This is a genomic window from Pseudomonas fluorescens, from assembly GCF_005938625.1.
GTDB classification, from domain to species: domain Bacteria; phylum Pseudomonadota; class Gammaproteobacteria; order Pseudomonadales; family Pseudomonadaceae; genus Aquipseudomonas; species Aquipseudomonas fluorescens_BD.
Genome location: NZ_VCNJ01000034.1, coordinates 33,493 through 59,817, shown reverse-complemented (window position 1 = coordinate 59,817; position 26,325 = coordinate 33,493). Strand labels below are relative to the sequence as shown.

Sequence of the window (26,325 nt, the reverse complement as noted above, 5' to 3'; positions counted from 1 at the left end):
GTGGCCATCTAATATCGCGCCACTATTTTGATACTAGTGCGCAACTGTAAAGGTGCGATCGGACCTTCCACAGTCTGGTCCGTGATCGACTGTCATTACGTCATTTCCCTTTCTTCTCATCATTGCACTGACCGCCACCCGAGTGCGTGCCTGTCAGCAAGTAGTGCGCCTGCCGTCAATCCAACTATTACTGCCCGTTGCAAAGAGATCTTCAACATGGACGTTCGCCAGTACGCCTTCCTCGCGCATCAGCCTTCTGCTGCCGTAAAAAAACGCGAGTCTTTCCTCGGCATGCCCAAGCGCGGGCTGGCGTTTCTCTTGGCGAACGTCATGTTCTGGCAACCGATGTGGGCGCAGGCCGACGGCATCGTGGTGGCCAACCCCAATACCTCGCTGGATCGCGCCGGCAATGGCGTGCCGATCATCAACATCGCTACGCCCAATGCCAGCGGCCTGTCGCATAACCAGTTCCACGACTACAACGTCGGTGCGCAGGGGCTGATCCTCAACAACGGCTCAACCCAGAACACGGTCACGCAATTGGGCGGGCATATCATCGACAACCCGAACCTGAAAAACAGCGGTTCGGCACAGGTGATTCTCAACGAAGTCATCAGCGGCAACCCGAGCCAGTTGCGCGGCTACACCGAAGTGGCGGGGCAGTCGGCGCGGGTGATCGTGGCCAACCCGTATGGCATCACCTGCAACGGATGCGGTTTTATCAACTCGCCACGGGTGACCTTGACCACCGGCAAACCGGTGCTCGACAACGGTCGGCTGGACCGTTTTCAGGTTGATCAGGGTTCGGTGGCCATCGAGGGCGCGGGCCTTAACGCGACCAACGTCGACCGTTTCGAAATCATTACCCGCAGCGCGAAGATCAACGCCGAGATTCAGGCGCAGAACCTGACGATTGTCGCCGGGCGCAACGACGTCAATGCACAGACTTTGAACGCCACTGCACGCGCCGATGACGGCAGCGGCAAACCGCAACTGGCCATCGACTCTTCGGCGCTTGGTGGTATGTACGCTGGCGCGATCAAACTGGTCGGCACCGAGGCCGGGGTCGGGGTGAAACTGGCGGGCAATCTGGCCGCCAGTGGCGGTGATATCCAGATCGACGCCAAAGGCCAACTGACGATGGCGCAAGCTTCGGCGGCCAACGCGATCAACGTCAAAGCCGCCAGCCTCGATGCACAAGGCCCTGTCTACGCTGGCACCGAACTGAACGTGCAGACCCAGGGCAATCTTGCAAACCGCCAGACCTTGGCAGCTCGCGATGGCATCAGCCTCAGTGCCGGCGGCGAGTTGATCAACGCCGGCATCATCGAAGCCGGGGTCAATGTCGATAACAGTCGCAACAAGGCAGGCGATGTGAGCATCAATGCGCAAAGTTTCGGCAATACCGGCAAAAGCGTCATCGCCAGCCGCAACCTGACAGTCACCGCGGCACAATCCCTGAGCAATCAGGGCGGCACGCTGAGCGGGCAGGCAACGCGCGTCACCACGGCGACGCTGGATAACCGCAACAATGGCCGGGTGCTGAGCAGCGGCACGCTCGATCTGAACGCAAGCCAAGTGCTCAACAACAAGGGATTGATCAACGCCAGTGGATCGCTCAAAGCGACTGTCGGTCAGATGAACAACAACAGTGGCGAGCTGTCGGGCCTGGCCGATGTCACCCTGCGTATGGCGTCGCTGGACAACGTCGCAGGGCTGGTGAACGCCGGCACTTCCCTGAACATCGATGCCACAGGCGCGGTGAACAATCAGGGCGGCAAACTGACCTCGCCCGGCAGCCTTACGCTCAAGGCCGGCAACGTCGACAACAGTAACAAGGGCCGGATCGCCAGCAACAAGGCGTTGACGGCCAGTGTCACGCGCCTCGATCAAAACAATGGCGGCGAACTTACCAGCGACACTTCGCTGTCTCTGGATCTGAATCACGGCGCGCTGAACAACCAGAGTGGATTGATCAACGCTCCACTGCTGGTGCTGAAAAAACTGCAAAAGGTCGACAACCGCGAAGGCGAAATTTCCAGCGCCCAGGCGTTTACATTCGCTGCCACCAGCCTGGACAACAGCAACGGAAAACTGCTGAGCAATCAGGTGCTGACCCTGCGCGTGCAGCAGGCTTTGGTCAACCTCAAAGGCACGATTGCCGCCGCCAGCATCGATGCCAGGGCCGGCAGCCTGAACAACAATGGCGGCACGCTTACCAGCCAGACCAAGCTGCGGCTGGGCGTTGACGGGCAACTCGACAATCAGGACGCCGGCCTGATCAATGCGACCGGCAAACTCGACATCGGCGCCGCCAATCTGAATAACCAGAACGGCGGCTCCCTGCTCGGCAGCGCCATTGCCATAGACTTTGGCAGTGCACTTGGCGACCTCAATAACGCCAAAGGTCTGATCACCACCAAAGGCTTGTTGACCCTCGATAACCTGCGCGATCTTAACAACCAGAATGGTGAACTCTCCAGCAACCTGAGCTATGCGCTCACAGCGCGCAATCTGGACAACAGCGACGGCAAGCTCTTCAGTCGTGAGGGACTGGATCTGACGGCGACCAGTACCCGCAACCTCAACGGTCTGATCTCCGGCTGGCAGCACCTCAGCTTGCGCGGTGGCAGCCTCGACAACCGTAACCACGGTACTTTGTCGAGCCGCGACGGCGACCTGCTGGTGGATCTCACCGGTGACATCCAGAACAGCAACACCGGTGCGCTGGTCAGCAAAGGCACCTTGAACGTCACGGCGGCCAGTCTCGATAACTCTGACAAAGGCGTGCTCTCCAGCGAAGGTGGCCAGACGCTGGTCATCGCTGGCAGCCTGAACAACGCGCAGGGTGGTTTGATCGACAGTGGTGTCAGTCTGGATATCCAGGCCGGTTCCCTGAACAACACCAACGCTACCGTCAATGCAAAACAGGACATTCGCTTCACCGGGACGGATCTGGACAACAGCGAAGGCGTGCTGGCGGCCGATGCAGCCATCACCCTCAACCTGCTCGGCACGCTGACCAACACCCGAGGCCAGTTGGTTAGCGCCGGCCCGCTGGTTATCGAACGCGCTGCGCAGATCAACAACCAGGGCGGCAAACTGCTCAGTCAAGCGCTGCTGACCTTGTCCACCGTTGGTCTCGACAACCGCAACGGTGGTCGTGTCGCCGCCAATGTCACGTTGACGCTGACCGCCAATGGCGCTGTGCAAAACGGCAATGACGGCCTGATCTACAGCGATACCGCTGATCTGACGTTGACGGCCGCCAGCCTCGACAACCAACAAGGCTCGCTGCAAAGCGAGGGTGCGCTGACGGCCAGCGTTGGCGGCGCCATTGATAACCGGGGCGGTCGTGTGGTCGCCAAGTCTGGCGTTCTCGCTATCACGGCGGCCAGCCTCGACAGTCGTGGCGGTGTGCTGTCCAGCCTGAAAAAAACCTTCAGCGCGCAAGTCTCCGGGGTACTGCGCAACGGGCAGGGCGGGGTGATTCAAGCGCAAGGCCTGACCCTCAAAGCCTTGGCCGGCCTCTATAACGACGGTGGCCGCATCACCGCGCAGAACGGCGATGCGATCATCGATAGCGGTCCGTCCGGCAACGTCGATAACCGCAATGGCAGCCTCATTGCGCTGGAGCGTGTCAGCGTTACCGGTAACGACTTCTACAACAATGGCAGCGCCGACAGCCTCGTCGGTGGCAAACAGGTCGACCTCAGCCTGCGCGGCCTTCTCAATAACCGCAAAGGCATTATCGAAAGCGCCAGCACGCTGGGCGTCACCGCTGGCAGCGTCGACAACCAGACCGGGCAACTGCGTGCATTGGGCAGCACTGGTAAAACCGCGTTCAGCATGGATGGCGCATTCGATAACCGGAGCGGCACCGTCGAAAGTGCCAACAGCGATTTCATCCTTGGCGCGGGTGCCTTGCTCAATGCTGGCGGCAACATTCTGCATGTCGGCAGCGGGATTTTCGATATTGCCACCGGGCAACTCGGCAGCGCGGGCGGCAGCTTCGTTACCCGTGGCGGGCTCACCTTGGCGGCGGATAGCTGGACCAACAGCAGCCTGATTCAGGCGGATCGCCTGACGGTCAATATCAACAGTCTGAATCAAACAGCGAGCGGGCAACTGCTGGCGGTGAACAAGCTGACCGGCAATGGCGGCAACTGGAACAATGACGGGTTGATTGCCAGTGATGGCAGCCTCGATCTCACGCTGGGCGGCACCTACTCTGGCGCTGGTCGGGTCAGCAGTCTCGGTGACCTCGGTCTGAGTGCCGCGCAGCTTATTCTGGGCACTGCATCCAGTGTCGGTGGTGGTGGCAATACCACGATCAACGTCGGTGGACTGCTCAGCAATGGCGGTCGCCTGACCTCGGCTGGTGATATGACGCTGGCGGCCGGCAACATCGCCAACAGCGGCACCCTGGGGGCTGCGAAGAACCTGACATTGACGGCGGGTGCGCTTCGCAACGAGCGTGGATTGATCTTCAGCGGCGAAGCCATGCAACTGCTGACGCCCACCTTCACCAACAGTTATGGCCAGGTCTACAGCCTCGGCAGCCTGTTGATCGCCAGGGACAAAAACAAGACGTTGGCCGATCTGCTGGACAACCGTTCCGGCTCGATTGAAAGCTCCGGCGAAATGACGTTGGCCGCTGCCACAGTCAACAATGTGATGGACGTCCTGAAGTATTCCGATCATGAGAAGAGCGGGGCAACCATTACCGAATTGTCTTGCGCGCTGATTGCTGGACCTGGCTGTGATTTTCGTAGTGGCGGCCGCAGAAACGGCCTGTGGATCGTCGATGAAGTCGATCGCCTGAAAGTCGGTGAGCACTCTGAAGCCGCATCGATCAACAGCGGCGCCGGCCTGACGATCAATGGCGGTCAGGTGAACAACACCAGCAGCTTGATCACGGCTTCCGGTGACATCAGGATTACGGCGTCGTCGATCACCAATCAGGGGGTCCAGGAACAGGAAATCAAGACGACCCGCAAGTTCGTCAGTTGGGTCGACCAGACCGCTTCGGCGATCAGACTGGCCGCGATATTCCGAGCCAATAACCCGACACCGTCGGCCACCTATGAACAGGATTTGAGTAACTTCCTGGGGTTGATGGGGGAGAAATTTCAGCCCGTGACCACGGTCACCAACGGGCAGTCGCTGGACGCCATTATCCAGGCGGGTGGCAACATCACCCTCGATGCGACGAACAAAATCGATAACAGCGTCGTACGCCCTTACTACGCTTATGTTACCGGCGGTAAGACCACCACCAATACCGGCGTTGGCAGTGGTTATTCAACACAAGTGCGGATCAATCCGCAGCTGCCGCCGGATCTGGCACAACAACAGGTAGACCCGATCGATTTGCCAGGCTTCAGCCTGCCCACCGGCCAGAATGGGTTGTTCCGTCTGAGTGGCGTGGGCAGCAGCGATCCGGTTGCAACCGGTCCGCAAAGCTGGACCCTCAGCGGCGGTAAAGTCACCGCCGGGGCAACATCCACTGCGCTGACCATCAATCGTGTTCAGGGCTTGCCCAGTAATGCCGGAAAATCCCAGCCGCACAAATACCTGATCGAAACCAACCCTGTGCTCACCGACCTCAAGCAATTCATGAGTTCGGACTATTTGCTGCAGAACCTCGGTTACGACCCTGACCAGAGCGCCAAGCGTCTGGGCGATGGTCTGTTCGAACAAAAACTGGTCCAACAAGCCGTCGTTGCGCGTACGGGCCAGCGTTTCATTGACGGGCAGACCTCCGACGAAGCCGTCTACAAACGCCTGATGGACAACGCCATCGCCAGCAAAACTGCGCTGAATCTCAGCGTCGGCGTCAACCTGACGGCGCAACAAGTCGCTGCACTGACCCATGACATCGTCTGGCTCGAAGAGCGCGTAGTGAATGGCGAAAAAGTGCTGGTACCGGTGCTGTACCTGGCCAACGCCAACAATCGCCTCGCCGCTAATGGTTCCCTGATCCAGGGCAATGACGTTACGTTGATCGCCGGGGAAAACCTGGAGAACTCCGGGACGTTGCGCGCCAGCCAGAACCTCGATGCCACGGCGAAAAAGGATCTGGTCAGCAGTGGTCTGGTCGAGGCAGGCAACCTGTTGAAACTGACCGCTACCAATGACCTGACGAACAAGGCCGGCGGGATCATTTCCGGTCGTGATGTCACGCTGGAAAGCAAAAACGGGGACGTCATCAACGAGCGCACCGTGACGACCCACACCAGCAGCGGTGCGCGTCATGAGGAACGTGCAGATTTCGTCGACAGCGCTTCACGCATCGAAGCCGCTAATGCTTTGGTCATCAACGCCGGACGCGACATCGACAACACCGGCAGCGTACTGAAAAGCGGCGGCGATATCACGTTGACCGCCAAACGCGATGTGCTGATCGATTCAGCCGAGCAGAAATCGGCTTACAACGACGCCAATCACATCAATACCTCGGTGACACAGTATGGATCTGAGGTGAATGCCGGCGGCGCATTGAAGGTCACGGCGCAGCGCGACATCAACGTTGTTGCGAGTCAGGTCGAGGCCAAAGGCGATGTCGATCTCAATGCCAAACGTGATCTGACGATCTCTTCCGCGGCCAACGAAACCCATGCCAGCGGCTGGAACAAGAAGTTCCGCGCCGAAGAGGATCATGTCAGTCAGCAGTCGAGCGTCATCAAGTCTGGAGGCAACCTGACCCTCAATGCCGACAAGGACCTGAATCTGGTCGCCAGCCACGTCAAATCGGCGGGTGAAGCTTACATCTATGCCGGTGATGACCTGAATCTGGTGACGGCCGATAACATCGATCACTCGTTCTATACCAAGACCAAAAAAGGTGACTTCGGCAAGAAAAAATCGACCATGACCGAAAGCGAAAGCATCGCGTCAGTCAGCTCGAGCATTGAGGCCGGTAGCAAACTGGTGATGTCGGCCGGGCAGGACATTAATGCCGAAGGCGCCAAGGTCAAATCTGACGGTTCGTTGCTGGCAACTGCCGGCCGCGACATCAACCTGATGGCGGCCGAGGACTACGCCAGTCAATCCAGCGCCTCATCGAAGAAAGGCTGGTCGTCGAGCAAATCGAGCAGCGCTGAAGTCACCCAGACCCACCTGAACAGTACCGAGTGGGTGGCCAAGAGCATGGAGCTCAAGTCCGACAACGACATCACGCTGAGCGCGGCGTCCTTGCGTGCCGAGGATGAAATCAAGCTGACGGCGGCCAATAACGTATTCATCGGTGCAGCCCAGGAAACGCAGACCTCCAGCCAGTCGCAAAGCTCAAGCAAGACCGGGGCGAATCTGACGGGTTACTTGTCGAACACGCAGAAGTCGCAGAGCGGCCAGCAAAGCTCCACACAAAGCATCGGCAGCGACATCAGCGCCGGTAGCCTGCAAATCAAGAGTGGCCAGGACACCGTCATTGAAGGCAGCACTCTGGTGGCCGACAAGAACATCACGATCAATGCCGGGCGCAATCTGGAGGTCATCAGCGCTGAAAGTACGTCCACTGCCGGATCGTCGTCCGGCAGCAAAAAGGTCGGTGAAATCGGTACCTGGTGGCAGGGCGCGACGGGGATCGTCAAAACCAAGGAAGGTGAGCAAAGCACCGTCACACGCCAGTCGGGTAGCCAGATCGCTTCGTTGGGCGGCAACATTTCGTTGACTGCCGGGGATCATTACACCCAGACCGCCAGCCAGTTGGTGGCGCCGGTCGGCGACATCGATATTGCGGCCAGGCACGTTGATATCGGTGAAGGTTACGACACCCTCAGCGCCACCAAAACCGCCAGCACCAACCGTACGGCGGTGGGTGGCACGGTGAGCATTCCGTTGCTTGATGCCTTGCGTGGCATCCAGCAAATGGGTGAAGCGGCCGAGAAGACGACTGATGGCCGGATGCTTGCACTGGCTGCCGTCAACGCGGCAATGAGTGCCGACCAGGCACTGGACGCCGGCCAGTCGATGATGCAAAACCCTCTGGGTGGGGTGAAAGTCAGCGTCAATCTGAGCAACAGCCAAAGCCAGATGAACAGCAGCCAGAGCGGCAGTAACGTCGTCGGCAGCGGCGTGATGGCGGGCGGCAACATCAATATCGTCGCCAAAGGTGCGGGGGCGGACAGCAACATCAATGTGGTCGGCAGTCGTATCGAAGGCGGCGGTAATGTTTCGCTTGATGCCACTGGCGCGATCAATCTGCTGTCGGCGCAAAACACAGCGCATCAGGAAAGCAGCAACAGCAACAGCGGCTGGAGTGTCGGGGTCGGCTTCGGCTTTGGTGAACAGAACGGTTTCACCCTCGATCTGGCAGCCAACAAAGGTCGTGGCAATAGCGATGGTGATGACGTCACGCACACCAACACCTCGGTCAAGTCCGGTGGCACGCTAAGCCTGAAAAGCGGCGGTGACACCAACATCAAAGGCGCGACCGCCAGCGGTGAAACGGTCAAGGTCAAGGTCGGCGGCGACCTCAACATCGAGAGCCTGCAGGACACCAGCACCTACACCTCGAAACAGTCGAGCGCCAACGTCGGCGTCAGCGTCTGCGTACCGCCATTCTGTGTCGGCAACAGCAGTGTCAGCGGTGGTGTTTCCCAGCAGAACATGAACAGCGAATACGCCAGTGTCTCCGAGCAGTCGGGCATCAAAGCGGGCAATGGCGGCTTCCAGGTTGAAGTGGCGGGCAATACCGATCTGGTCGGTGCTGTCATTGCCAGTACTGACAAGGCCGTGGCTGACGGCAAGAACACCTTGAGCACCGGCACACTCACCACGTCGGATGTGAAAAACAAGGCTGAGTACGACGCCAGCAGTATCAATCTGAGTGGTGGTTATGGCTTCGACGCTGGCAAGGGTGGCACTTCGAACGGTGCGAACTCGAACACTCGGGGCGGGCCTGTCAACTCGGTCAAAGAAGGGGCGAACGCTTCAACGCCGATCGTCCTGTTTGCCAGTGGCAGCTCCAGCAGCACAACCTACAGCGGTATCAGTGGGGCTGCCGTCACTATTACCAACGAGGCCAAGCAGCAAGAGCTGACCGGGAAAACCGTTGAGCAAACCATCGCGGCAATCAACACCGATGTGTCCAGCGATCGTGATGGCAGCAACAAGCTCAAGCCGATTTTCGATGCGCAAGAAATCGGTGTGAATTTTGAAATCGTCGGCAAGTTCGTTCAGAACGTTTCGCAGTTTATTGAGAACCGGGCGAAAGAGGCTGACGACAAAAAGAAACAGGCTGATAACGAGCTACTGGCCGCGCACGACCCACGATTGACCAAGGAGCAGCAGGATGCTCACAAAGTCAGGTACCAGGAGCTTAAGCAAGAGATAAAGGACATTGGTGAAAACTGGGGGCCTGAAGGCACCTATCGCCAGATCGCGACCGCACTGGTCGCTGGCGTGAGCGGCGGCGTAACGGGCAGCAGCGCCCAGTTCGCGCAGAACATGGTGGTCAATTACGTTCAGCAGCAAGGCTCGGCTTACATCGGCAAACTGGTCTTGAAGGGCTTGAAAGAAGGCAGTCCGGTTCACGCGGGTCTGCACGCAATTCTAGGATGTGCCGGTGCTGCTGCCAGCAACCAGAGTTGCTCGGCGGGCGCGCTCGGTGGGGCGGCGTCCAGTGTATTGACGGCATTGTTTGCCGACCCCGACCCTGATGAAACAGCGACGGATAGAGAAAACAAGCGCAACCTTTTGACGGCATTGGTCGCGGGTATTGCCGCGATGACCAATCCGAACGGCGCGGCAACGGCGACCAACGCCGCGATTGCCAACGTCGATAACAATTGGTTGGCCACCCAGCAGGAAGTCCAGCGGGATAAGGAGCTTGCTGCCGAGACTGACCTGTACAAGAAAATGATGATCTCGATGAACTGGGAGCTCATTTCGTTACGTCAGGACGGGTTGACAGGGGTCGGAATTGTTGACGGCTTCAAGGATGGCATGGCGGGAGCTGGGCGCGATGCACTGGATGGTGCTGCACAGTTCATGCGACATCCAAAGGAAGGCGTGGATGCCATGATCGAATTCGCGTCTTCAACCGAGGGGATATCCATCCTCGGCGATGAACTGTCGAAGTCGTTCTCTGCGCAGCTCAAAGAAATGAACAAGGCGCTTGAGGAAGGCGGTGATGCCAACGCCTTTAATCTCGGCAGACAGATGGGGCAGGCTGTTGCACTGGTGGTCAGCACTGTGGCAGGCGGTGGTACGAGTGCAGCGAAGAGCGCGGCTGTCCTGTCCAGGATGGGGTTTGATCTTTCAGTTAGAGCCATCAAAAAAATAGGGTCATCGTTTGATATCGGTACCGTCAAGGATTGGGTTAAGAATTCGAAGAAGAAGACTGTGCCGGATGGCACTCATGATGGTGCAGGGGGAGGCGGGGGCGCTGGTACTCCAGATGCAACTATTCCATATGCGCCACCAGGGACACAGATTTTCCAAGGCCAGGCCCCGGTATGTGGGCCGGCTTGCGCCGCAATGGTAATAACTGATAAAACAGGGAAGTCAGTTAGTCTGGAAAGCGCTATTGGTAGTTTCGTAAATGGTATAAGGGAGTCTGGTGTTAATACCTTGGAGCTGGCGGATGTAATATCCAATGCGGGGGTTAAAAATACAGTCAATTTGTCAATGTTTCCAGAGCAGCTTAATAAGGCGTTGCAGGAAGGTTTGAGTGTCATCATACAAGTTCCTGCTGGTGCGCAAAGGCACTTCCTTATTGTTGATGGTGTTAAAACTGTAGAAGGTGTTAGTTATTATATGACGCGCGATTCAGTTGCTGGGCCTCGCGGTGTTCTTCAAAGGATTTTGGAAGGTGCCATGACAGGTGGTGTTAACGCTATTGTGATTGGGAAATGATAATGAATATTGGTGATTTTGTTGACTTGCAAGGGTGGTTGGTAATTATAGATTATAGGTTGTTCCTTATTCCGGAGAACTACTCGGAAAATTATGAGGAAGGTGACCGGTATGAGATTTCAAAGCCGGAGATAATATTTGCTGTTGCAGAGCTGATTCTCCCGCTTGCTGGGGGGAAGAGCTTTATATTCCATAAGTCAAAATTATCGGGGGTCGTGGTGGGCAGCTCTCCGATAAGAATAGATCCAGTAACTCTGTCTGTTGAAGAGAGAGGGCGCGGGTTTTTGTCCATAAACGTTGCAAATGACTCTTTAGATAAATACAGGGAGCAATATAAGACGTTTCTTGAAAAGGGGCGTTCTGTTAATTCTGATGACTGGTTGGACTATTTTTAGGAAACCAGGAAGCAGAAAAAACACCTGGCAAAACAGATCCGTCTCTAGGGGTTCATTTCGGTTTTCCAAGCCTGAGTTTCGAGAGCGCTCATGTACCTGAAGCATACTTTGCCAGAAATAGGGCAGTGGTTCCACGCAGTTAGTGATGTCGGTTCTGGTGGGCGGATAATGAGGTGGATCACTTTTGAATAAAGCGTGTTTTGTCTCGTGTTCTCCAGAAACGAAATTCGACTAAAGTTTCGAAGTGTCGAGTTTTCGTGATAAATGGGGCTGTTTCAGGAGTCGGTGATTGACGATGACGATTTGACGTTGAAGAATTTGGCATTAGCTTCTACGTTCCGGACATTGCTGATGACGAGCAAGTGTTAGTCAGTACGTTGTACATCAACTTGCGTGCCGCCAATGGTCCCAGCCTTTTTTGCCTAAAGCAAAAGATCGCAGCCTTCGGCAGCTCCTACACATACCCCTTGGAGTTGCCGAAGGCTGCGATCTTTTGCTTTTACTTCGGATAAAGCGGCGGCAACCCACTGTCACCCACCGGATCCTGCACCCGTTCCGCCGCCGGTATAGTGCGGATCGCCCGCCACAAATCCTCACCCTGCCAATGCTGCCCCGTCTCGCTGTACAACGCACCATTGAGCCCATCCAGCGCATCCGACAACGGCACAAACCGCGCCGCCATGTCCGCCAGCGTCTCCGGCTGCTGCCGCGCCCACGCATCCAGTGCCTGCCGCGTGGCCTGCGGATCATTCGCCTGACTCGCCCGCTTGATGTCATCCATCAACGTGCGCGGGCTCGGGCCGGTTTGGGCGGCGCGATGCACCGCCGGTTGCCAGCGTGCGCGCCACCACAGGCCGAAGCCGAGCAGGGTGGTGCAGGCGAGGATCAGGGTGCTGAGTTTCCACCACCACAACACATCGTTATCGACGATGCTCGGCTGCAGGTTGCCGGTCGGGGTGTCGACTTGCAGGCTCGGGTTGGTGGCCACTTGCAGGGTGCGCGCCGGCAGGCTGCTGTGTTCAAGGTGATCTTCGAAGGTGTTCCACCAGACCACGTCTACCGTCGGCAAGTCGATGGCGCCGCTGCGACTTGGCACCAGCGCTTCGCGTTCTTCGCGGCTGCCGACAATGCCCCGGTCAGTGCTCTGGTTGCTCAGCACCGGTTGATCGGGGTAGCGGCGCAGGCCGTTGACGTCGGTAGCGGGCAGCGCCGGCAGTTGCGAGGCGGCCAGGCCTTCGACTTTAAGCGTCAGGCTGCGGGTCAGGGAGTCGCCGACCTGACTGTGTTCCGGTTCCGGGTTCCAGCTTTCGCTCAGGCTCAGGCTGCGCGCGGGCAGCCAGGGCGCGTCGACCGGGTAGGTCAGGGGTTTGGGTTTGACCGTCAGCGGGATTTCGGACGAACTCACGCGCATCAGTTTGCCCGGTTTCGGCCCCTGCGCATTGGCGTCCTGAGACGGCTGCGTATCGACCAGTGTTGCGCTGAAGGTCTGCGGCGTAATGGTCAGCAAACCGCTGTGCTGCGGGTAGATTGCGTAGCGCATTTCGATCACGCCATGGCGCACACCGTTGAGATCTTTTTCGTAGGTGCGCGTGTCGCCGAGTTGCTCGATGCGCGCATCGGCGATTTGCAGCGGCGTCAGGCTGCTGTCGTCGTACAGCGATACCGAGTGGTAGATGCGCAACGTCAGAATCGCCTGCGCCTGCACGTAGACGCTGGACTGATCGAGGCTGGCTTCGATGAACACCGGATCGAGGCTGTTCTGGTTCTCGCGGGTGTCGCTTTCGACCACTTGTACGGTGATCGGCTGGCTCTGCGCGTCGCCCAGTTGTAGCGGCGGGATCACCACGCTGCCGTTCTCTTTGGGCAGCAGGGTGATGATCCAGCGCGTGGTCGCGCGGTTGTCGCCATTGAGCGTGTTGAGCTGGTTGACCTGCCGCGTGCCGCGCACTTCGAACAACGCTTCCAGCGCGGTCAAGTCGGGTTTGCCGAACTGGGTGACGTCGCTGGTTTCAAGGGTGAGTTCGACCGTCTCGCCGGAGTTCAGGCGACTGCGATCCACGCTGGCCGTCAGCTCGGCCGCCTGGGCGGGGGCCGTGCAGAGCAGCAGGGGCAGCAAGAGAGCGGTGAAGCGGGTCATCGAGTGTTTTCCTGATCCTGATGTTGTTGCTGTTCGTACCAGAATTTGCGTCGCAGCAATTCGCCCGGGTCATCCGGGATCTTGCCCAGCCATTGTTCCAGTGCCTGACGCTGCTCCCCCTGGAGGTTGTCTTCACTCGGGCGCAGGGTCGGCACGGTGTCCGTCTGTTCTTCCTCGTCGCTGCCCGGCACTTCATTGGGGCCTGGCTGCGGCGGCGTGGTCGGTGGCGGTTCGCTGGCCGATTCGGTCGGTTGCGCGTCGCTCTGGGTTTCACTTTTTACCGCCGGTGGCGGTGTGGTCGCGGGCGGTGGTTCGTCGCCGGGCAGACTCTGTTCGGCCGGTTTGTTTTCCGGTTCGGCGGGCGGCGGCGTGGTTTTCTGCTTGAGCAGATTTTCCACCAGCGTCTTGTTGGTCTGCGCCGGACGTAAATCCGGTTGCTGTTCCAGCGCCTGCTCATAGGCATCGATTGCCGCTTCCAGCTCACCGCTTTTCGCCAGCGCGTTGCCACGATTGTAGTGGGCGCGGGCATCGCTGCCTTCGGCGAAACGCTGAGCGGCGCCACTGTAGTCGCCGGCCTCGTACAACGCCACCCCTTGCCATTGATGATCGTCAAAATGCTGCGCGGCTTCGGCCGGGCGCTTCTGTTTGAGCAGGTGCAGACCCTGTTGGTCGGGGCGCAGCCACAAATCCTCGAAGTCAAAAGCGTAGCTCGGTTGAGGCAAGCAAAACAGCAACGGCAGGCAGAACAACCAGCCACGCCGTCCGGCACAGGCGGCAAGCAGCAACAGCGGCAACAGCAGCCAATAACCCTGATCGGCCCAGGTGTCGAGGCGCACGGTCTGGCCGTCTTCGCGCAGGCTGCGCGGACCGTTGAGCAGGCCGAGCGCGCCGAGATCAGCCTCGTCGAGGCGGGCAGGGTGGTATTCGCCGCCGACGCTGTTGAGGAATGCGCTCAGGCCCGGACTGTCCAGTTGCGGCACGCGAATCGCGCCTTGTTCGTCCTTGAGGAAGCTGCCGTCCTCTTGGGCGATTGGCGCACCTTCGGCGGTGCCGACGCCGAGCATCAGCAACTGCGCCGATTGTCCGCTGAGTGCGCGGCGAATACCTTGACGTTCTTCTTCATCGAGCGACGAGCCGATCAACAGGATCCGCCCCTGACCGAGCGCACCCTGTTTCAGCAGGGCCAGCGCTTTACTCACGGCCAGATCGGCGCGATGACCGCTTTCCGGCATCAACGAAGGCTTGAGTGCATCGAGCAAATTGCGGCTGGTCGCGAGGTCATCCGACAGCGGCACCAGCGTGTGCGCGCTGCCGGCATAGACGACGATGGCAGTCTGCGCATCGCTGCGCGCCTGCAACAGGTCGAAGAGCTTGCGACGCGCCTGCTCCAGTCGCGTCGGCGGCGAATCGGTGGCGAGCATTTCCGGAGTCAGTTCCAGCACCACGACCAAGGGATCGGCTGGCTTCTGACTGGTCTGTTCGACCCGCTCCCAGCTCGGTCCGAGCAGGGCCAGAATGGTCAGCAACCAAGCCACGCCGAGGGCGACCCATGGCAGTTTGCTGTCGCGACCATTGCCGCCACTGAGCAGCGTGGCATGAAACGCTGGTGGCAAAATCATCTGCCAGCGCCCGGCGCGTTTCTGCCGGTGCCAGAGTTGCCAGATCAGCCAGCCCAGCAGCGGCAGCAACAGCAACCACCACGGACGGAACCAGTGCGGCCAGAGCGCAATCATCGGCGCCTCCGCAGACGCAGGCGCTTGAGACGCTCGCGCCAGTCAGGCAGCGGACTTTGCAGATACAGCTCCTTGGTGAACAGCCGTTGCAGCGGGTTATCCGGCCACAATTCGCGCGCGACGAGCAACAGGCTCAGCCACAACGCCAGCGCCAGAGGCCAGTGATACAACGCTTGCGCCGGACGTGCCTGGGTCGGTTGCTGGGTCACCGGTTCGAGTTGATCGAGGGTGTCCTTGATCGCTTGCAGCTCTTTGCCGTCGTGAGCGCGGAAATATTGCCCGCCGGTGACTTCGGCGATGGCTTTGAGCGCTGGCTCGTCGAGGTCCAGGCTTGGATTGACGCCGAGCAGGCCAGTCGAACCGCTGTCCTCGGGATTAGCGCCGATGCCGATCGGATAGATTTTTACCCCTTCGCGGGCAGCCAGTTTTGCCGCCGTCAGCGGATCGATTTCGCCACCGTTGTTGGCACCGTCGGTGACCAGAATCAGCACACGGCTTTGCGCCGGACGCAGGCGCAGGCGTTTCAGCGCCAGACCGATGGCGTCGCCGATCGCAGTGTTCTTGCCGGCAATGCCGATCCGCGCTTCGTCGAGCCAGACGCGCACGGTGTGGCGATCAAAGGTCAGCGGCGCTTGCAAATAGGCCTGACTGCCAAACAGGATCAAGCCGACACGGTCGCCATCGCGGCTTTCAAGGAAATCACCGAGCAGATGCTGAACCAAGGTGAGACGACTGACCTCTTCGTCCTGCCATTGCATATCAGGGAAATCCATCGAGCCGGACACGTCTACCGCGACCAGCAGATCACGCCCACTGGCAGCAATCGGCAGTGGCTCGCCGAGCCATTGCGGGCGCGCGGCGGCGGTCAGCAGCAACAGCCACAAGAGCATGAACGGCGCCTGTTGACGCCACGCGGGCAGGTTGGCGCGAGCGCGACGGCGGGCGAGGCCTTCCAGATCGGCGAGAAAGCTGACTTTCAACGCGGGTTCGCCGCTGTCCGCCACCGGCAAGACCAGACGCATCAGCCACGGCAGCGGCACCAGCACAAAGATCCACGGCCAGGCGAACTCAAACATGTTTGCGAATCCACGTGTCGACAGCCTGGGTCAGGCCGGCGATGGCTTTGTCGTCGAGTTTGCACTCCGGTTTGTACGCGCCTTCGACCAGCACCATCCAACGGGTCAGGCCCGCCGCCGGGCAGCGGTTGTCGAGGAACGCCAGCCATTTACGCCCGTTGAGGGTATGACTCTGGCTGTAGGGATAGTGGTTGCGGCACAGGCGTTTGAGCAGGCCGTTGAGTTGCTGCAGCCAGGCCCCGGCCGGGGCGCCGTCGTAGGGTTTGGGCATTTGTGCGAGTTCGGCGAGGGCGGCGATGCGCACAGGATCGAGCGGTTGCTCGGCACGGACGATCGGGCGTTTCTTCATCGGGATGAAACGGCGCAGTCGCCAAACGGCGAAACCCAGCAGCGGCAATAACAACAGCAGCAACCACCAGCCCGGCGCCGGCGGCCAGAAGGCAATCGGTGGCGGCGAGATCAGCGGTTGCAGTTGTTCGAGGCCGTTCATCGACCTTTCCCCGGACGCTGCGGATTGAGGAACTCACGCATCTGCTCGACCATTTCACTTTGCGTGCTCAGCGGCATCAGCAGCACCCGCAGTTTTTGCGCGAGCAATTCCCAGCGAGCGATGCGTGCTTCGGCCTGGGCGCGATAGGTCTGGCGCAGGTCGAAATTCAGCGTGTCGAGTTCCAGTTGTGCGCCGCGTTCGGCGAACCGTAGAAGGCCGGCGGCGGGCAGGGCGTGATCAAGGGGATCGGACAGCGGCAGCATCAACAGATCGCAATGGCGCGACAGCAGACTCAGTTGCTGCTCGGCGCTGTCGGACAGTGCACGTTCGTCGCAGATCACGATGGCCAGGCTGCCGGGGCGCAACACTTCGCGGGCACGGCGCAGGGCCACGCCAAACGCATCGCGATCCGGCTCACGCTCGCTGTGCAGCGACTGATTGACCTTGACCAGACGGTTGAGCAATTGCAGCAGGCTCTGTTTGCTACGCCGCGGTTTGATTTCGTAGTGTTCGTTGTCGCCGAACACCAATCCGCCGACGCGGTCGTTATGGCCCAGCGCAGCCCAGCCGATCAACGCCGCGACTTGCGCCGCGAGCACCGATTTGAACATCAGCCCGGAACCAAAAAACAGCCGCGTGCTTTGCTCGACCATGATAAAAATCGGCCGCTCACGTTCTTCATGGAACAGCTTGGTGTGCGGCTCTTGCGTACGGGCGGTCACACGCCAGTCGATGGTGCGCACATCGTCGCCGGCCTGATAGACCCGCACCTGATCGAAGTCGACGCCACGACCACGGAATTTCGAGTGATGCAGGCCGATCAGCGGGCTGCGCTGACTCGGCGTGGAAAACAGCTGCACTTCACGCACGCGGTGACGCATCTCGATCAGCTCGGCGAGGCTGACGCGGATGCCCGGTTCGGACGGCAGGGGGGCGTTCATGGGGGTCAAGCGACGGCTACGACGTCGAGAATCCGCTGCACCACCCGATCCTGATCGATGCCGGCGGCTTCGGCTTCAAACGACAAAATGATGCGGTGACGCAACACATCGAACAGCACCGCTTGAATGTCTTCCGGGCTGACGAAATCGCGACCAGCCAGCCAGGCGTGGGCGCGGGCGCAGCGGTCGAGGGCAATCGAGCCGCGGGGGCTGGCGCCGTAGGCGATCCACTCGGCCATTTCCGGGTCGAACTTGGCCGGGTTGCGCGTGGCCATGACCAGTTGCACCAGGTATTCCTCCACGGCGTCGGCCATGTACAGACCGAGGATTTCCTTGCGTGCGGCGAAGATTGCCTGCTGGCTGACGCGGCGCTCGGGTTTGGTTTCGCCGTTCAGCGCTTCGCCACGGGCCTGCTGGAGGATGCGGCGTTCGACGGCGGCGTCCGGGAAGCCGATTTTTACGTGCATCAGGAAACGGTCGAGCTGCGCTTCCGGCAGCGGATAGGTGCCTTCCTGCTCGATCGGGTTCTGCGTGGCCATTACCAGAAACAACGGCGACAGCTCATAAGTGCTGCGGCCGACACTGACCTGACGTTCGGCCATGGCTTCGAGCAGCGCCGATTGCACCTTGGCCGGGGCGCGGTTGATTTCGTCCGCCAGCACCAGGTTGTGGAAGATCGGCCCTTGCTGAAACACGAAACTGCCGGTTTCCGGTCGATAGATTTCGGTGCCGGTGATGTCGGCCGGCAGCAGGTCAGGGGTGAACTGGATGCGATGGAACTGGGCTTCGATGCCCTCGGCGAGTTCTTTGATCGCTTTGGTCTTGGCCAGACCCGGCGCGCCCTCGACCAGCATGTGGCCGTCCGCGAGCAGGGCGATGAGCAAACGCTCGATGAGTTTTTCCTGGCCGAGAATCTGCGTTGAAAGAAAGGTTCGCAGCGCCAGCAGCGCTTCACGATGTTCCATCGGTGACTGTTCCTGGAAAGGGGTGGCCACAGGCGTTCGGATAACGCCGGGGCTGGGGGCGTTACTTTAATCCATCGTGGGGGGTGGCGACTAACGGCATTTTGCGCAAAGTGCGGGAAATGACTGGGGGAATTGTTGGATTTTTGTAGTGCCGGGGAGGGGTAGTGTTCTTTCGGACGCCTTCGCGAGCAAGCTCGCTCCCACATTGACGGTGTGCACACAGTTCAAATGTGGGAGCGAGCTTGCTCGCGAAGAGGCCTATTCAGACACCATCAAACTTCGTTGATGAGGGTACCCGTCCCATCGAGGATATTCGTCAAGGTCTCGACAACCTCATCCATATCCACCATATCCGGGTTGAAGCTGATCTCCAGCACATCATCCCCATTCAACGCATCGGCATCCGCCGCCGCAATCTCGATCTTCAACAGAGTCTTGCTCAGTGTGACTTTCACCCCGTCGAGAGTCGAAGGCTCGCCATCCAGCGTAATCTCCAGCTCGTCCTCATCCGGATAACGGCTCATCAGGAACATGTCGCCCTTGTCGCTGTGGCAGCAGAGCATGGCCATGTTGTCTTCTTCGTCATCGCACGGGTTGACGATCAGTAGGGCGGTGGTCATTTGCATGGGGGAATTCCTGGTTGGGCGGGCGCGGCAGGCGGGACGCAAAAAAGCGATTTTGCCAGCCTGAGTAAAATTCTGCTGCACATCGTTGAGCCAGGGCGTGATCTTAAGGACGTTTCCTCAATGCGGGTACGAATTGTCCGGCGGCCTCGTAGGTTTTCAGAAAAGGCGATGGATGGCGCAAGTTAGGCGTGTTTTCGCTTGTTTTGGTGGCTTTTTATCGGCAGATTTTGCCGCTCAAACGCAAGGGAGTGCGATGGACGACATGAAAAAAAGGATCTCTTTTGATGAAGCAGTATTTCGAATGGGCGCAAGAAATCCGGCATCTGTCCGAAGAACAGGTTGAAGCGCTTTACCAGCGCTACCTCAATGGCGAAAAAACTGCTGACTTGATCGCCGAGTACAAGCTCGCGGACACGGTACGCAGTGTGCTGAAAGTACTGCCGCCGATTGTCAGCGCCGACCTTAGATGCCCGTATTGCGATTTGCCGATGTGGATGCGCCGGCCCGCCCGCGGCACCCCGGTTTCCCTGCGCAGCGCTTACAAATGTGTGAATTGCGAGCATCAATACTTCACCGCCGGTTTTGGCTCGCGACGCAACGTGTGTGGTTGTGATGCCTGTGTCCGACTGCGCAAACAGCAAATCGCCGATCAGGCCGAACGTGACCGCAGTGATTTAGCCATGCGTTACGGCACGCCACGCCCACCCGTGCCCTTTACCAGTCTTGGATTCCAGCAAAAACTTGCTCTGCTGGCATTACTGGATGACGGCGGCCAAGGCGCAGGCGAACGCATTGCCGCGCTTGATGCTGAAATCAGAGGAGAAAAGCTCACGTCCACTGACACTTTCAGTGAGGAGTTGGTGAAAGGCCTGCACGAGGCGGGCGCCTTGCAGGTCGATACGGCATCGGACATTCGGGCGTTCAATCGGGCCGACGATTTCAGCATCAGCACGTATTCGACCATTTACTGGCGAGCCAACGTCGCGCTGGACGAAGGCGTGCGCTGCTCGCGCGATACGCTCTATCTGGCGCTATACGAAGAGTTGTCCGGGCCTGTGCTGCCAGGATGGAAACGCGAGTTGTACGCATTGATCTTCAGGCTCGCGCGGGAGGAATCGATTCAATACGTTCACTTGCTGGCCAATCAGGTCGGTATGGCGTTCACCGCCGAAGCCCGCGCCGACTCGGTGATCGGCACTTTGCTGCAGAACTTCTCGGTCAGCCAGATCTATTACTTCGCCAGAGTGGCGGTGAAGAGTGCCGCACACTTCTATGCCACCGGAAACTCCAAGGGCCGCACTCACGCCTCGAACACCATTCCGCGCAACATGCAGAGCACCGCGCAACTCGCCTTGGCGGAGAACTGGCGCAAGGACAGCTACCGCGATTCGCGTGTGCCGCAGCCGGCCATGACCCGCCTGCTTTACGACGTCGTGTTCAAGGACAGCGGCGCCGGTTTTTCCAAGTCGCCGGGGCTGCTCTGGCGAGACGAGTTTGTGCCAAGGTTTCTCACGGGGTCGTCGGTCGCCGCGCCGCAATTCGACCATCCGCAGCTGTTCTGCCGCGAGTGCGACTCCAGCAATATTGACGTCAGCATGGATAAATTGACCCTGCAAATGCAGTGTTATGACTGCGCCACCGTGAGCAAATTTCGCGCTTATGAAGAGTTGCCGGACTGACCCGGGTCAAACTTCGATACTGAACCCGATGCCACGCTCAAGGTCGATAAAACGGCCTTGGGCGTTTTCGTTTCTGGATATGTAGCGCTTCAAGAGCTGTTTCTGGCACGAATGTGCCGCAAATCCGGGCATTCAGAGCGCTGGTTTGTCCTGCGCCTGCTAGTGTTTACCGGTGCCAAACCCTCGGTTTACGTGCCAATGACCGAATATGTCGCAGCACCGCAAGCAGACACATTGTCGCACCCTTTAAGCTGCGCAACGGATGAGCACCCGTAAAGGCATTGTCGGCACCGCTGGCAGTCGCTTTTGCAGATGCTCATTCTATGGAAGGTGAATGTGACCTGAGTGTCCCGTCCAGCTTCACCCACCTGTCCCCCTGTTTCCTCTGCCCGAGAATCAGGAACAGGGCGACACAAGCCCCGAAAGGGGTGTTGCACGCGACGCTTTCCATCAATAACAAGCTTAAGCGGAGTACCACAGATGGCGTTCTTCACCGCAGCCAGCAAAGCCGACTTCCAGCACCAACTGCAAGCGGCACTGGCGCAGCACATCAGTGAACAGGCACTGCCACAAGTGGCGCTGTTCGCTGAACAATTCTTCGGCATCATTTCCCTGGACGAGCTGACTCAACGTCGCCTCTCCGACCTCGCTGGCTGTACTCTCTCTGCGTGGCGCCTGCTTGAGCGCTTCGATCACGCGCAACCGCAAGTGCGCGTCTACAACCCTGATTACGAGCGTCATGGCTGGCAGTCGACCCACACCGCGGTCGAAGTCCTGCACCATGACCTGCCATTCCTCGTCGACTCGGTCCGCACCGAGCTGAACCGTCGCGGCTACAGCATCCACACCCTGCAAACCACCGTGCTCAGCGTGCGTCGTGGCAGCAAGGGCGAGTTGCTGGAAATCCTGCCGAAGGGCAGCACCGGCGAAGGCGTTCTGCACGAATCGCTGATGTACCTGGAAATCGACCGCTGCGCCAACGCGGCCGAACTGAATGTGCTGAGCAAAGAGCTGGAACAGGTTCTCGGTGAAGTCCGCGTCGCGGTCGCCGATTTCGAGCCGATGAAAGCCAAGGTGCAGGAAATCCTCACCAAGCTCGACAACAGCGCGTTTGCCGTCGATGCCGACGAAAAGAACGAAATCAAAAGCTTCCTGGAATGGCTGGTGGGCAACCACTTCACCTTCCTCGGCTACGAAGAGTTCGTGGTCACCGATCAGGCCGATGGCGGCCACATCGAGTACGACCAGAACTCCTTCCTCGGCCTGACCAAACTGCTGCGCACCGGCCTGACCTACGATGACCTGCGCATCGAAGACTACGCGGTGAACTACCTGCGCGAACCGACCCTGCTGTCGTTCGCCAAGGCTGCGCACCCGAGCCGTGTACACCGTCCGGCCTACCCGGACTACGTGTCGATCCGTGAAATCGACGCCGACGGCAAAGTCATCAAGGAACACCGCTTCATGGGCCTGTACACCTCGTCGGTGTATGGCGAGAGCGTGCGGGTCATCCCGTTTATCCGCCGCAAGGTCGAAGAAATCGAAACCCGCTCCGGCTTCCAGTCCAAGGCCCACCTAGGCAAGGAACTGGCGCAGGTGCTTGAAGTACTGCCGCGTGATGACCTGTTCCAGACCCCGGTCGACGAACTGTTCACCACGGTGATGTCGATCGTGCAGATCCAGGAACGCAACAAGATCCGCGTGTTCCTGCGCAAAGACCCGTACGGTCGCTTCTGCTACTGCCTGGCCTACGTGCCGCGCGACATCTACTCCACCGAAGTTCGCCAGAAGATCCAGCAAGTGCTGATGGAGCGCCTGAAGGCTTCCGATTGCGAATTCTGGACGTTCTTCTCCGAATCCGTGCTGGCGCGCGTGCAGTTGATCCTGCGTGTCGACCCGAAAAACCGTCTCGACATCGACCCGGTGCTGCTGGAAAAAGAAGTCGTGCAAGCGTGCCGCAGCTGGCAGGACGATTACGCTGCACTGACCGTCGAAAGCTTCGGCGAAGCCCACGGCACCAACGTGCTGGCCGACTTCCCGAAAGGCTTCCCGGCCGGTTACCGCGAGCGCTTCGCTGCGCATTCGGCCGTGGTCGACATGCAGCACCTGCTGAGCCTCAACGAAAAAAATCCGTTGGTGATGAGCTTCTATCAGCCGCTGGGCCAGGTGTCCGGCCAGCGCGAGCTGCATTGCAAGCTGTACCACGCCGACACCCCGCTGGCGCTGTCCGACGTGCTGCCGATTCTGGAAAACCTCGGCCTGCGCGTACTGGGTGAATTCCCGTACCGTCTGCGTCACACCAATGGCCGCGAGTTCTGGATTCACGACTTCGCGTTCACCGCCGCTGAAGGCCTGGACCTCGACATCCAGCAACTCAACGACACCCTGCAGGACGCCTTTGTCCACATCGTCCGTGGCGAAGCCGAGAACGATGCGTTCAACCGTCTGGTACTGACCGCCGGCCTGCCTTGGCGCGACGTTGCGCTGCTGCGTGCTTACGCCCGTTATCTGAAGCAGATTCGTCTGGGCTTCGATCTGGGTTACATCGCCAGCACCCTGAACAACCACACCGACATCGCTCGCGAACTGACCCGGTTGTTCAAGACCCGCTTCTATCTGGCGCGCAAGCTCAGCGACGACGATCTGGAAGACAAGCAACAGCGTCTGGAACAAGCGATTCTGACCGCACTGGACGACGTCCAGGTGCTCAACGAAGACCGCATCCTGCGTCGTTACCTCGACCTGATCAAAGCCACGCTGCGCACCAACTTCTATCAGACTGACGCCAACGGCCAGAACAAGTCGTACTTCAGCTTCAAGTTCAACCCGCACGCGATCCCTGAACTGCCGAAGCCAGTGCCGAAGTTCGAAATCTTCGTCTATTCGCCACGCGTTGAAGGCGTGCACCTGCGCTTCGGTAACGTCGCTCGTGGTGGTCTGCGCTGGTCCGACCGTGAAGAAGACTTCCGTACCGAAGTTCTTGGCCTGGTAAAAGCTCAACAAGTGAAGAACTCGGTCATCGTGCCAGTCGGTGCGAAGGGCGGCTTCCTGCCGCGTCGCCTGCCGCTGGGCGGCAGCCGTGACGAGATCGCGGCCGAGGGCATCGCCTGCTACCGCATCTTCATTTCCGGTCTGTTGGACATCACCGACAACCTGAAAGACGGTGCGCTGGTGCCGCCATTGAACGTGGTGCGCCACGACGATGACGACCCGTACCTGGTAGTCGCGGCGGACAAGGGCACTGCGACCTTCTCCGACATCGCCAACGGCATCGCCATCGACTACGGTTTCTGGCTGGGTGACGCGTTTGCGTCCGGTGGTTCGGCCGGTTACGACCACAAGAAAATGGGCATTACCGCCAAAGGCGCGTGGGTTGGCGTACAACGTCACTTCCGCGAGCGCGGCATCAATGTTCAAGAAGACAGCATCACTGTGGTCGGCGTCGGCGACATGGCCGGTGACGTGTTCGGTAACGGCCTGTTGATGTCCGACAAGCTGCAACTGGTCGCCGCGTTCAACCACATGCACATCTTCATCGACCCGAACCCGAACCCGGCGACCAGCTTCATCGAGCGTCAGCGCATGTTCGACCTGCCGCGCTCGGCCTGGACCGACTACGACACCAGCATCATGTCCGAAGGTGGCGGTATCTTCTCGCGCAGCGCGAAGAGCATCGCGATCTCCACGCAGATGCAGGAACGCTTCGACATCAAGGCCGACAAGCTGACCCCGACCGAACTGCTGAACGCCTTGCTCAAGGCGCCGGTGGATCTGCTGTGGAACGGCGGTATCGGCACTTACGTCAAGGCCAGCACTGAAAGCCACGCCGATGTCGGCGACAAGGCCAACGATGCACTGCGCGTGAACGGCAACGAACTGCGCTGCAAAGTCGTGGGCGAGGGCGGTAACCTCGGCATGACTCAACTGGGTCGTGTCGAATTCGGTCTGAATGGCGGCGGTTCCAACACTGACTTCATCGACAACGCCGGTGGCGTCGACTGCTCCGACCACGAAGTAAACATCAAGATCCTGCTGAACGAAGTGGTTCAGGCCGGTGACATGACCGACAAGCAACGCAACCAGTTGCTGGCGAGCATGACCGACGAAGTCGGCAATCTGGTGCTGGGCAACAACTACAAGCAGACTCAGGCCCTGTCGCTGGCGGCGCGTCGTGCTTACGCGCGCATCGCTGAGTACAAGCGTTTGATGGGCGATCTGGAAGGCCGTGGCAAGCTGGACCGTGCCATCGAGTTCCTGCCGACTGAAGAGCAACTGGCCGAGCGTATTGCTGAAGGCCACGGTCTGACCCGTCCTGAGCTGTCGGTACTGATCTCCTACAGCAAAATCGACCTCAAAGAGCAGCTGTTGGGCTCGCTGGTACCGGACGACGATTACCTGACTCGCGACATGGAAACGGCGTTCCCGCCGACCCTGGTCAGCAAGTTCTCCGAAGCCATGCGTCGTCACCGTCTGAAGCGCGAGATCGTCAGCACCCAGATCGCCAACGATCTGGTCAACCACATGGGCATCACCTTCGTTCAACGACTCAAAGAGTCGACCGGCATGAGCCCGGCGAACGTCGCTGGCGCTTATGTGATCGTGCGCGACATCTTCCACCTCCCGCATTGGTTCCGTCAGATCGAAGCGCTGGATTATCAGGTTTCCGCTGACGTGCAGCTGGAGCTGATGGACGAGCTGATGCGTCTGGGCCGTCGCGCTACGCGCTGGTTCCTGCGTGCCCGCCGCAACGAGCAGAACGCTGCCCGTGACGTCGCGCATTTCGGTCCGCACCTGAAAGAGCTGGGCCTGAAACTCGACGAACTGCTGAGCGGCGAAATCCGTGAAAACTGGCAGGCGCGTTATCAGGCTTACGTCGAAGCCGGTGTACCGGAATTGCTGGCGCGTATGGTTGCGGGCACCTCGCACCTGTACACCTTGCTGCCGATCATCGAAGCGTCCGACGTGACTGGCCAGAACCCGGCTGAAGTGGCCAAGGCTTACTTCGCCGTGGGCAGTGCGCTGGACATCACCTGGTACCTGCAACAGATCAGCGCACTGCCGGTTGAAAACAACTGGCAAGCCCTGGCCCGTGAAGCGTTCCGTGATGATGTCGACTGGCAGCAACGTGCGATCACCATCTCCGTCCTGCAACAGGGCGACGGCACACTGGATGTGGAAGCACGTCTGGCGCTGTGGATGGAACAGCACGAAAGCATGATCTCGCGCTGGCGCGCCATGCTGGTGGAAATCCGCGCTGCGAGCGGCACGGACTACGCGATGTACGCGGTGGCCAACCGTGAGCTGCTGGATCTGGCGTTGAGCGGGCAAGCGGTAGTGCCTGCGGCTGCTGCGAATGCCGAGCTTGAATTGGCGTAAGTAGTGGCTGAATGAAAAAGCCCCGGTGTCGTGAGATGCCGGGG

General features: G+C 59.4%; 11 protein-coding genes. 4 read left to right on the top strand and 7 right to left on the bottom strand.

Features of this window, described 5'->3' with window-relative positions; genetic code table 11:
• Nucleotides 1-216: 216 nt before the first annotated feature.
• A complete protein-coding gene (locus FGA82_RS21140) occupies nt 217-10,863 on the top strand; it encodes a hemagglutinin repeat-containing protein (RefSeq protein WP_141128593.1) in 10,647 nt (3,548 codons plus the stop codon).
• A gap of 2 nt (nt 10,864-10,865) precedes the next feature.
• Entirely contained in the window at nt 10,866-11,258 is a 393-nt protein-coding gene (locus FGA82_RS21135) for a hypothetical protein (RefSeq protein WP_141128592.1), read from the top strand.
• A 499-nt stretch (nt 11,259-11,757) separates the two neighbouring features.
• On the opposite strand, the gene FGA82_RS21130 is transcribed toward FGA82_RS21135, so the two are convergent.
• The 7 genes from FGA82_RS21130 to FGA82_RS21100 form a co-directional block, all read right to left on the bottom strand.
• Nucleotides 11,758-13,395 (bottom strand): BatD family protein, encoded by a 1,638-nt coding sequence (locus FGA82_RS21130; RefSeq protein WP_141128591.1) that lies wholly within the window; start codon nt 13,393-13,395, stop codon nt 11,758-11,760.
• Complete coding sequence (locus FGA82_RS21125) at nt 13,392-15,128, bottom strand: vWA domain-containing protein (protein WP_141128590.1); 1,737 nt, start codon at nt 15,126-15,128, stop codon at nt 13,392-13,394. The genes FGA82_RS21130 and FGA82_RS21125 overlap by 4 nt, the downstream gene beginning before the upstream one ends.
• Nucleotides 15,125-16,204 (bottom strand): vWA domain-containing protein, encoded by a 1,080-nt coding sequence (locus tag FGA82_RS21120; RefSeq protein WP_141128589.1) that lies wholly within the window; start codon nt 16,202-16,204, stop codon nt 15,125-15,127. The genes FGA82_RS21125 and FGA82_RS21120 overlap by 4 nt, the downstream gene beginning before the upstream one ends.
• The gene (locus tag FGA82_RS21115) at nt 16,197-16,694 is read right to left on the bottom strand and encodes a DUF4381 domain-containing protein (RefSeq protein ID WP_095050116.1); all 498 of its coding nucleotides are present in this window, start codon (nt 16,692-16,694) and stop codon (nt 16,197-16,199) included. The genes FGA82_RS21120 and FGA82_RS21115 overlap by 8 nt, the downstream gene beginning before the upstream one ends.
• Nucleotides 16,691-17,635: a DUF58 domain-containing protein gene (locus FGA82_RS21110; RefSeq protein ID WP_141128588.1), complete on the bottom strand. Its 945-nt coding sequence runs from the start codon at nt 17,633-17,635 to the stop codon at nt 16,691-16,693. The genes FGA82_RS21115 and FGA82_RS21110 overlap by 4 nt, the downstream gene beginning before the upstream one ends.
• 5 nt (nt 17,636-17,640) lie before the next feature.
• Complete coding sequence (locus FGA82_RS21105) at nt 17,641-18,600, bottom strand: AAA family ATPase (RefSeq protein ID WP_007913915.1); 960 nt, start codon at nt 18,598-18,600, stop codon at nt 17,641-17,643.
• Between the two features lie 272 nt (nt 18,601-18,872).
• A complete protein-coding gene (locus FGA82_RS21100; protein ID WP_141128587.1) occupies nt 18,873-19,226 on the bottom strand; it encodes a hypothetical protein in 354 nt (117 codons plus the stop codon).
• A 284-nt stretch (nt 19,227-19,510) separates the two neighbouring features.
• On the opposite strand from FGA82_RS21100, the gene FGA82_RS21095 reads away from it, so the two are divergent.
• Both FGA82_RS21095 and FGA82_RS21090 read left to right on the top strand, forming a co-directional pair.
• Complete coding sequence (locus FGA82_RS21095) at nt 19,511-20,905, top strand: hypothetical protein (protein WP_141128586.1); 1,395 nt, start codon at nt 19,511-19,513, stop codon at nt 20,903-20,905.
• Between the two features lie 480 nt (nt 20,906-21,385).
• On the top strand, nt 21,386-26,281 hold the full coding sequence (locus FGA82_RS21090; RefSeq protein WP_141128585.1) for an NAD-glutamate dehydrogenase: 4,896 nt from the start codon (nt 21,386-21,388) through the stop codon (nt 26,279-26,281).
• Nucleotides 26,282-26,325: the final 44 nt, after the last annotated feature.

Bases quoted from the DNA above. Each gene is read 5' to 3' on its own strand.
- FGA82_RS21135 (WP_141128592.1), top strand. From the start codon at position 10,866: ATGAATATTGGTGATTTTGTTGACTTGCAAGGGTGGTTGGTAATTATA.
- FGA82_RS21110 (WP_141128588.1), bottom strand. From the start codon at position 17,635: ATGAACGCCCCCCTGCCGTCCGAACCGGGCATCCGCGTCAGCCTCGCC.
- FGA82_RS21140 (WP_141128593.1), top strand. From the start codon at position 217: ATGGACGTTCGCCAGTACGCCTTCCTCGCGCATCAGCCTTCTGCTGCC.
- FGA82_RS21115 (WP_095050116.1), bottom strand. From the start codon at position 16,694: ATGAACGGCCTCGAACAACTGCAACCGCTGATCTCGCCGCCACCGATT.
- FGA82_RS21100 (WP_141128587.1), bottom strand. From the start codon at position 19,226: ATGCAAATGACCACCGCCCTACTGATCGTCAACCCGTGCGATGACGAA.
- FGA82_RS21095 (WP_141128586.1), top strand. From the start codon at position 19,511: ATGAAGCAGTATTTCGAATGGGCGCAAGAAATCCGGCATCTGTCCGAA.
- FGA82_RS21125 (WP_141128590.1), bottom strand. From the start codon at position 15,128: ATGATTGCGCTCTGGCCGCACTGGTTCCGTCCGTGGTGGTTGCTGTTG.
- FGA82_RS21105 (WP_007913915.1), bottom strand. From the start codon at position 18,600: ATGGAACATCGTGAAGCGCTGCTGGCGCTGCGAACCTTTCTTTCAACG.
- FGA82_RS21130 (WP_141128591.1), bottom strand. From the start codon at position 13,395: ATGACCCGCTTCACCGCTCTCTTGCTGCCCCTGCTGCTCTGCACGGCC.
- FGA82_RS21090 (WP_141128585.1), top strand. From the start codon at position 21,386: ATGGCGTTCTTCACCGCAGCCAGCAAAGCCGACTTCCAGCACCAACTG.
- FGA82_RS21120 (WP_141128589.1), bottom strand. From the start codon at position 16,204: ATGTTTGAGTTCGCCTGGCCGTGGATCTTTGTGCTGGTGCCGCTGCCG.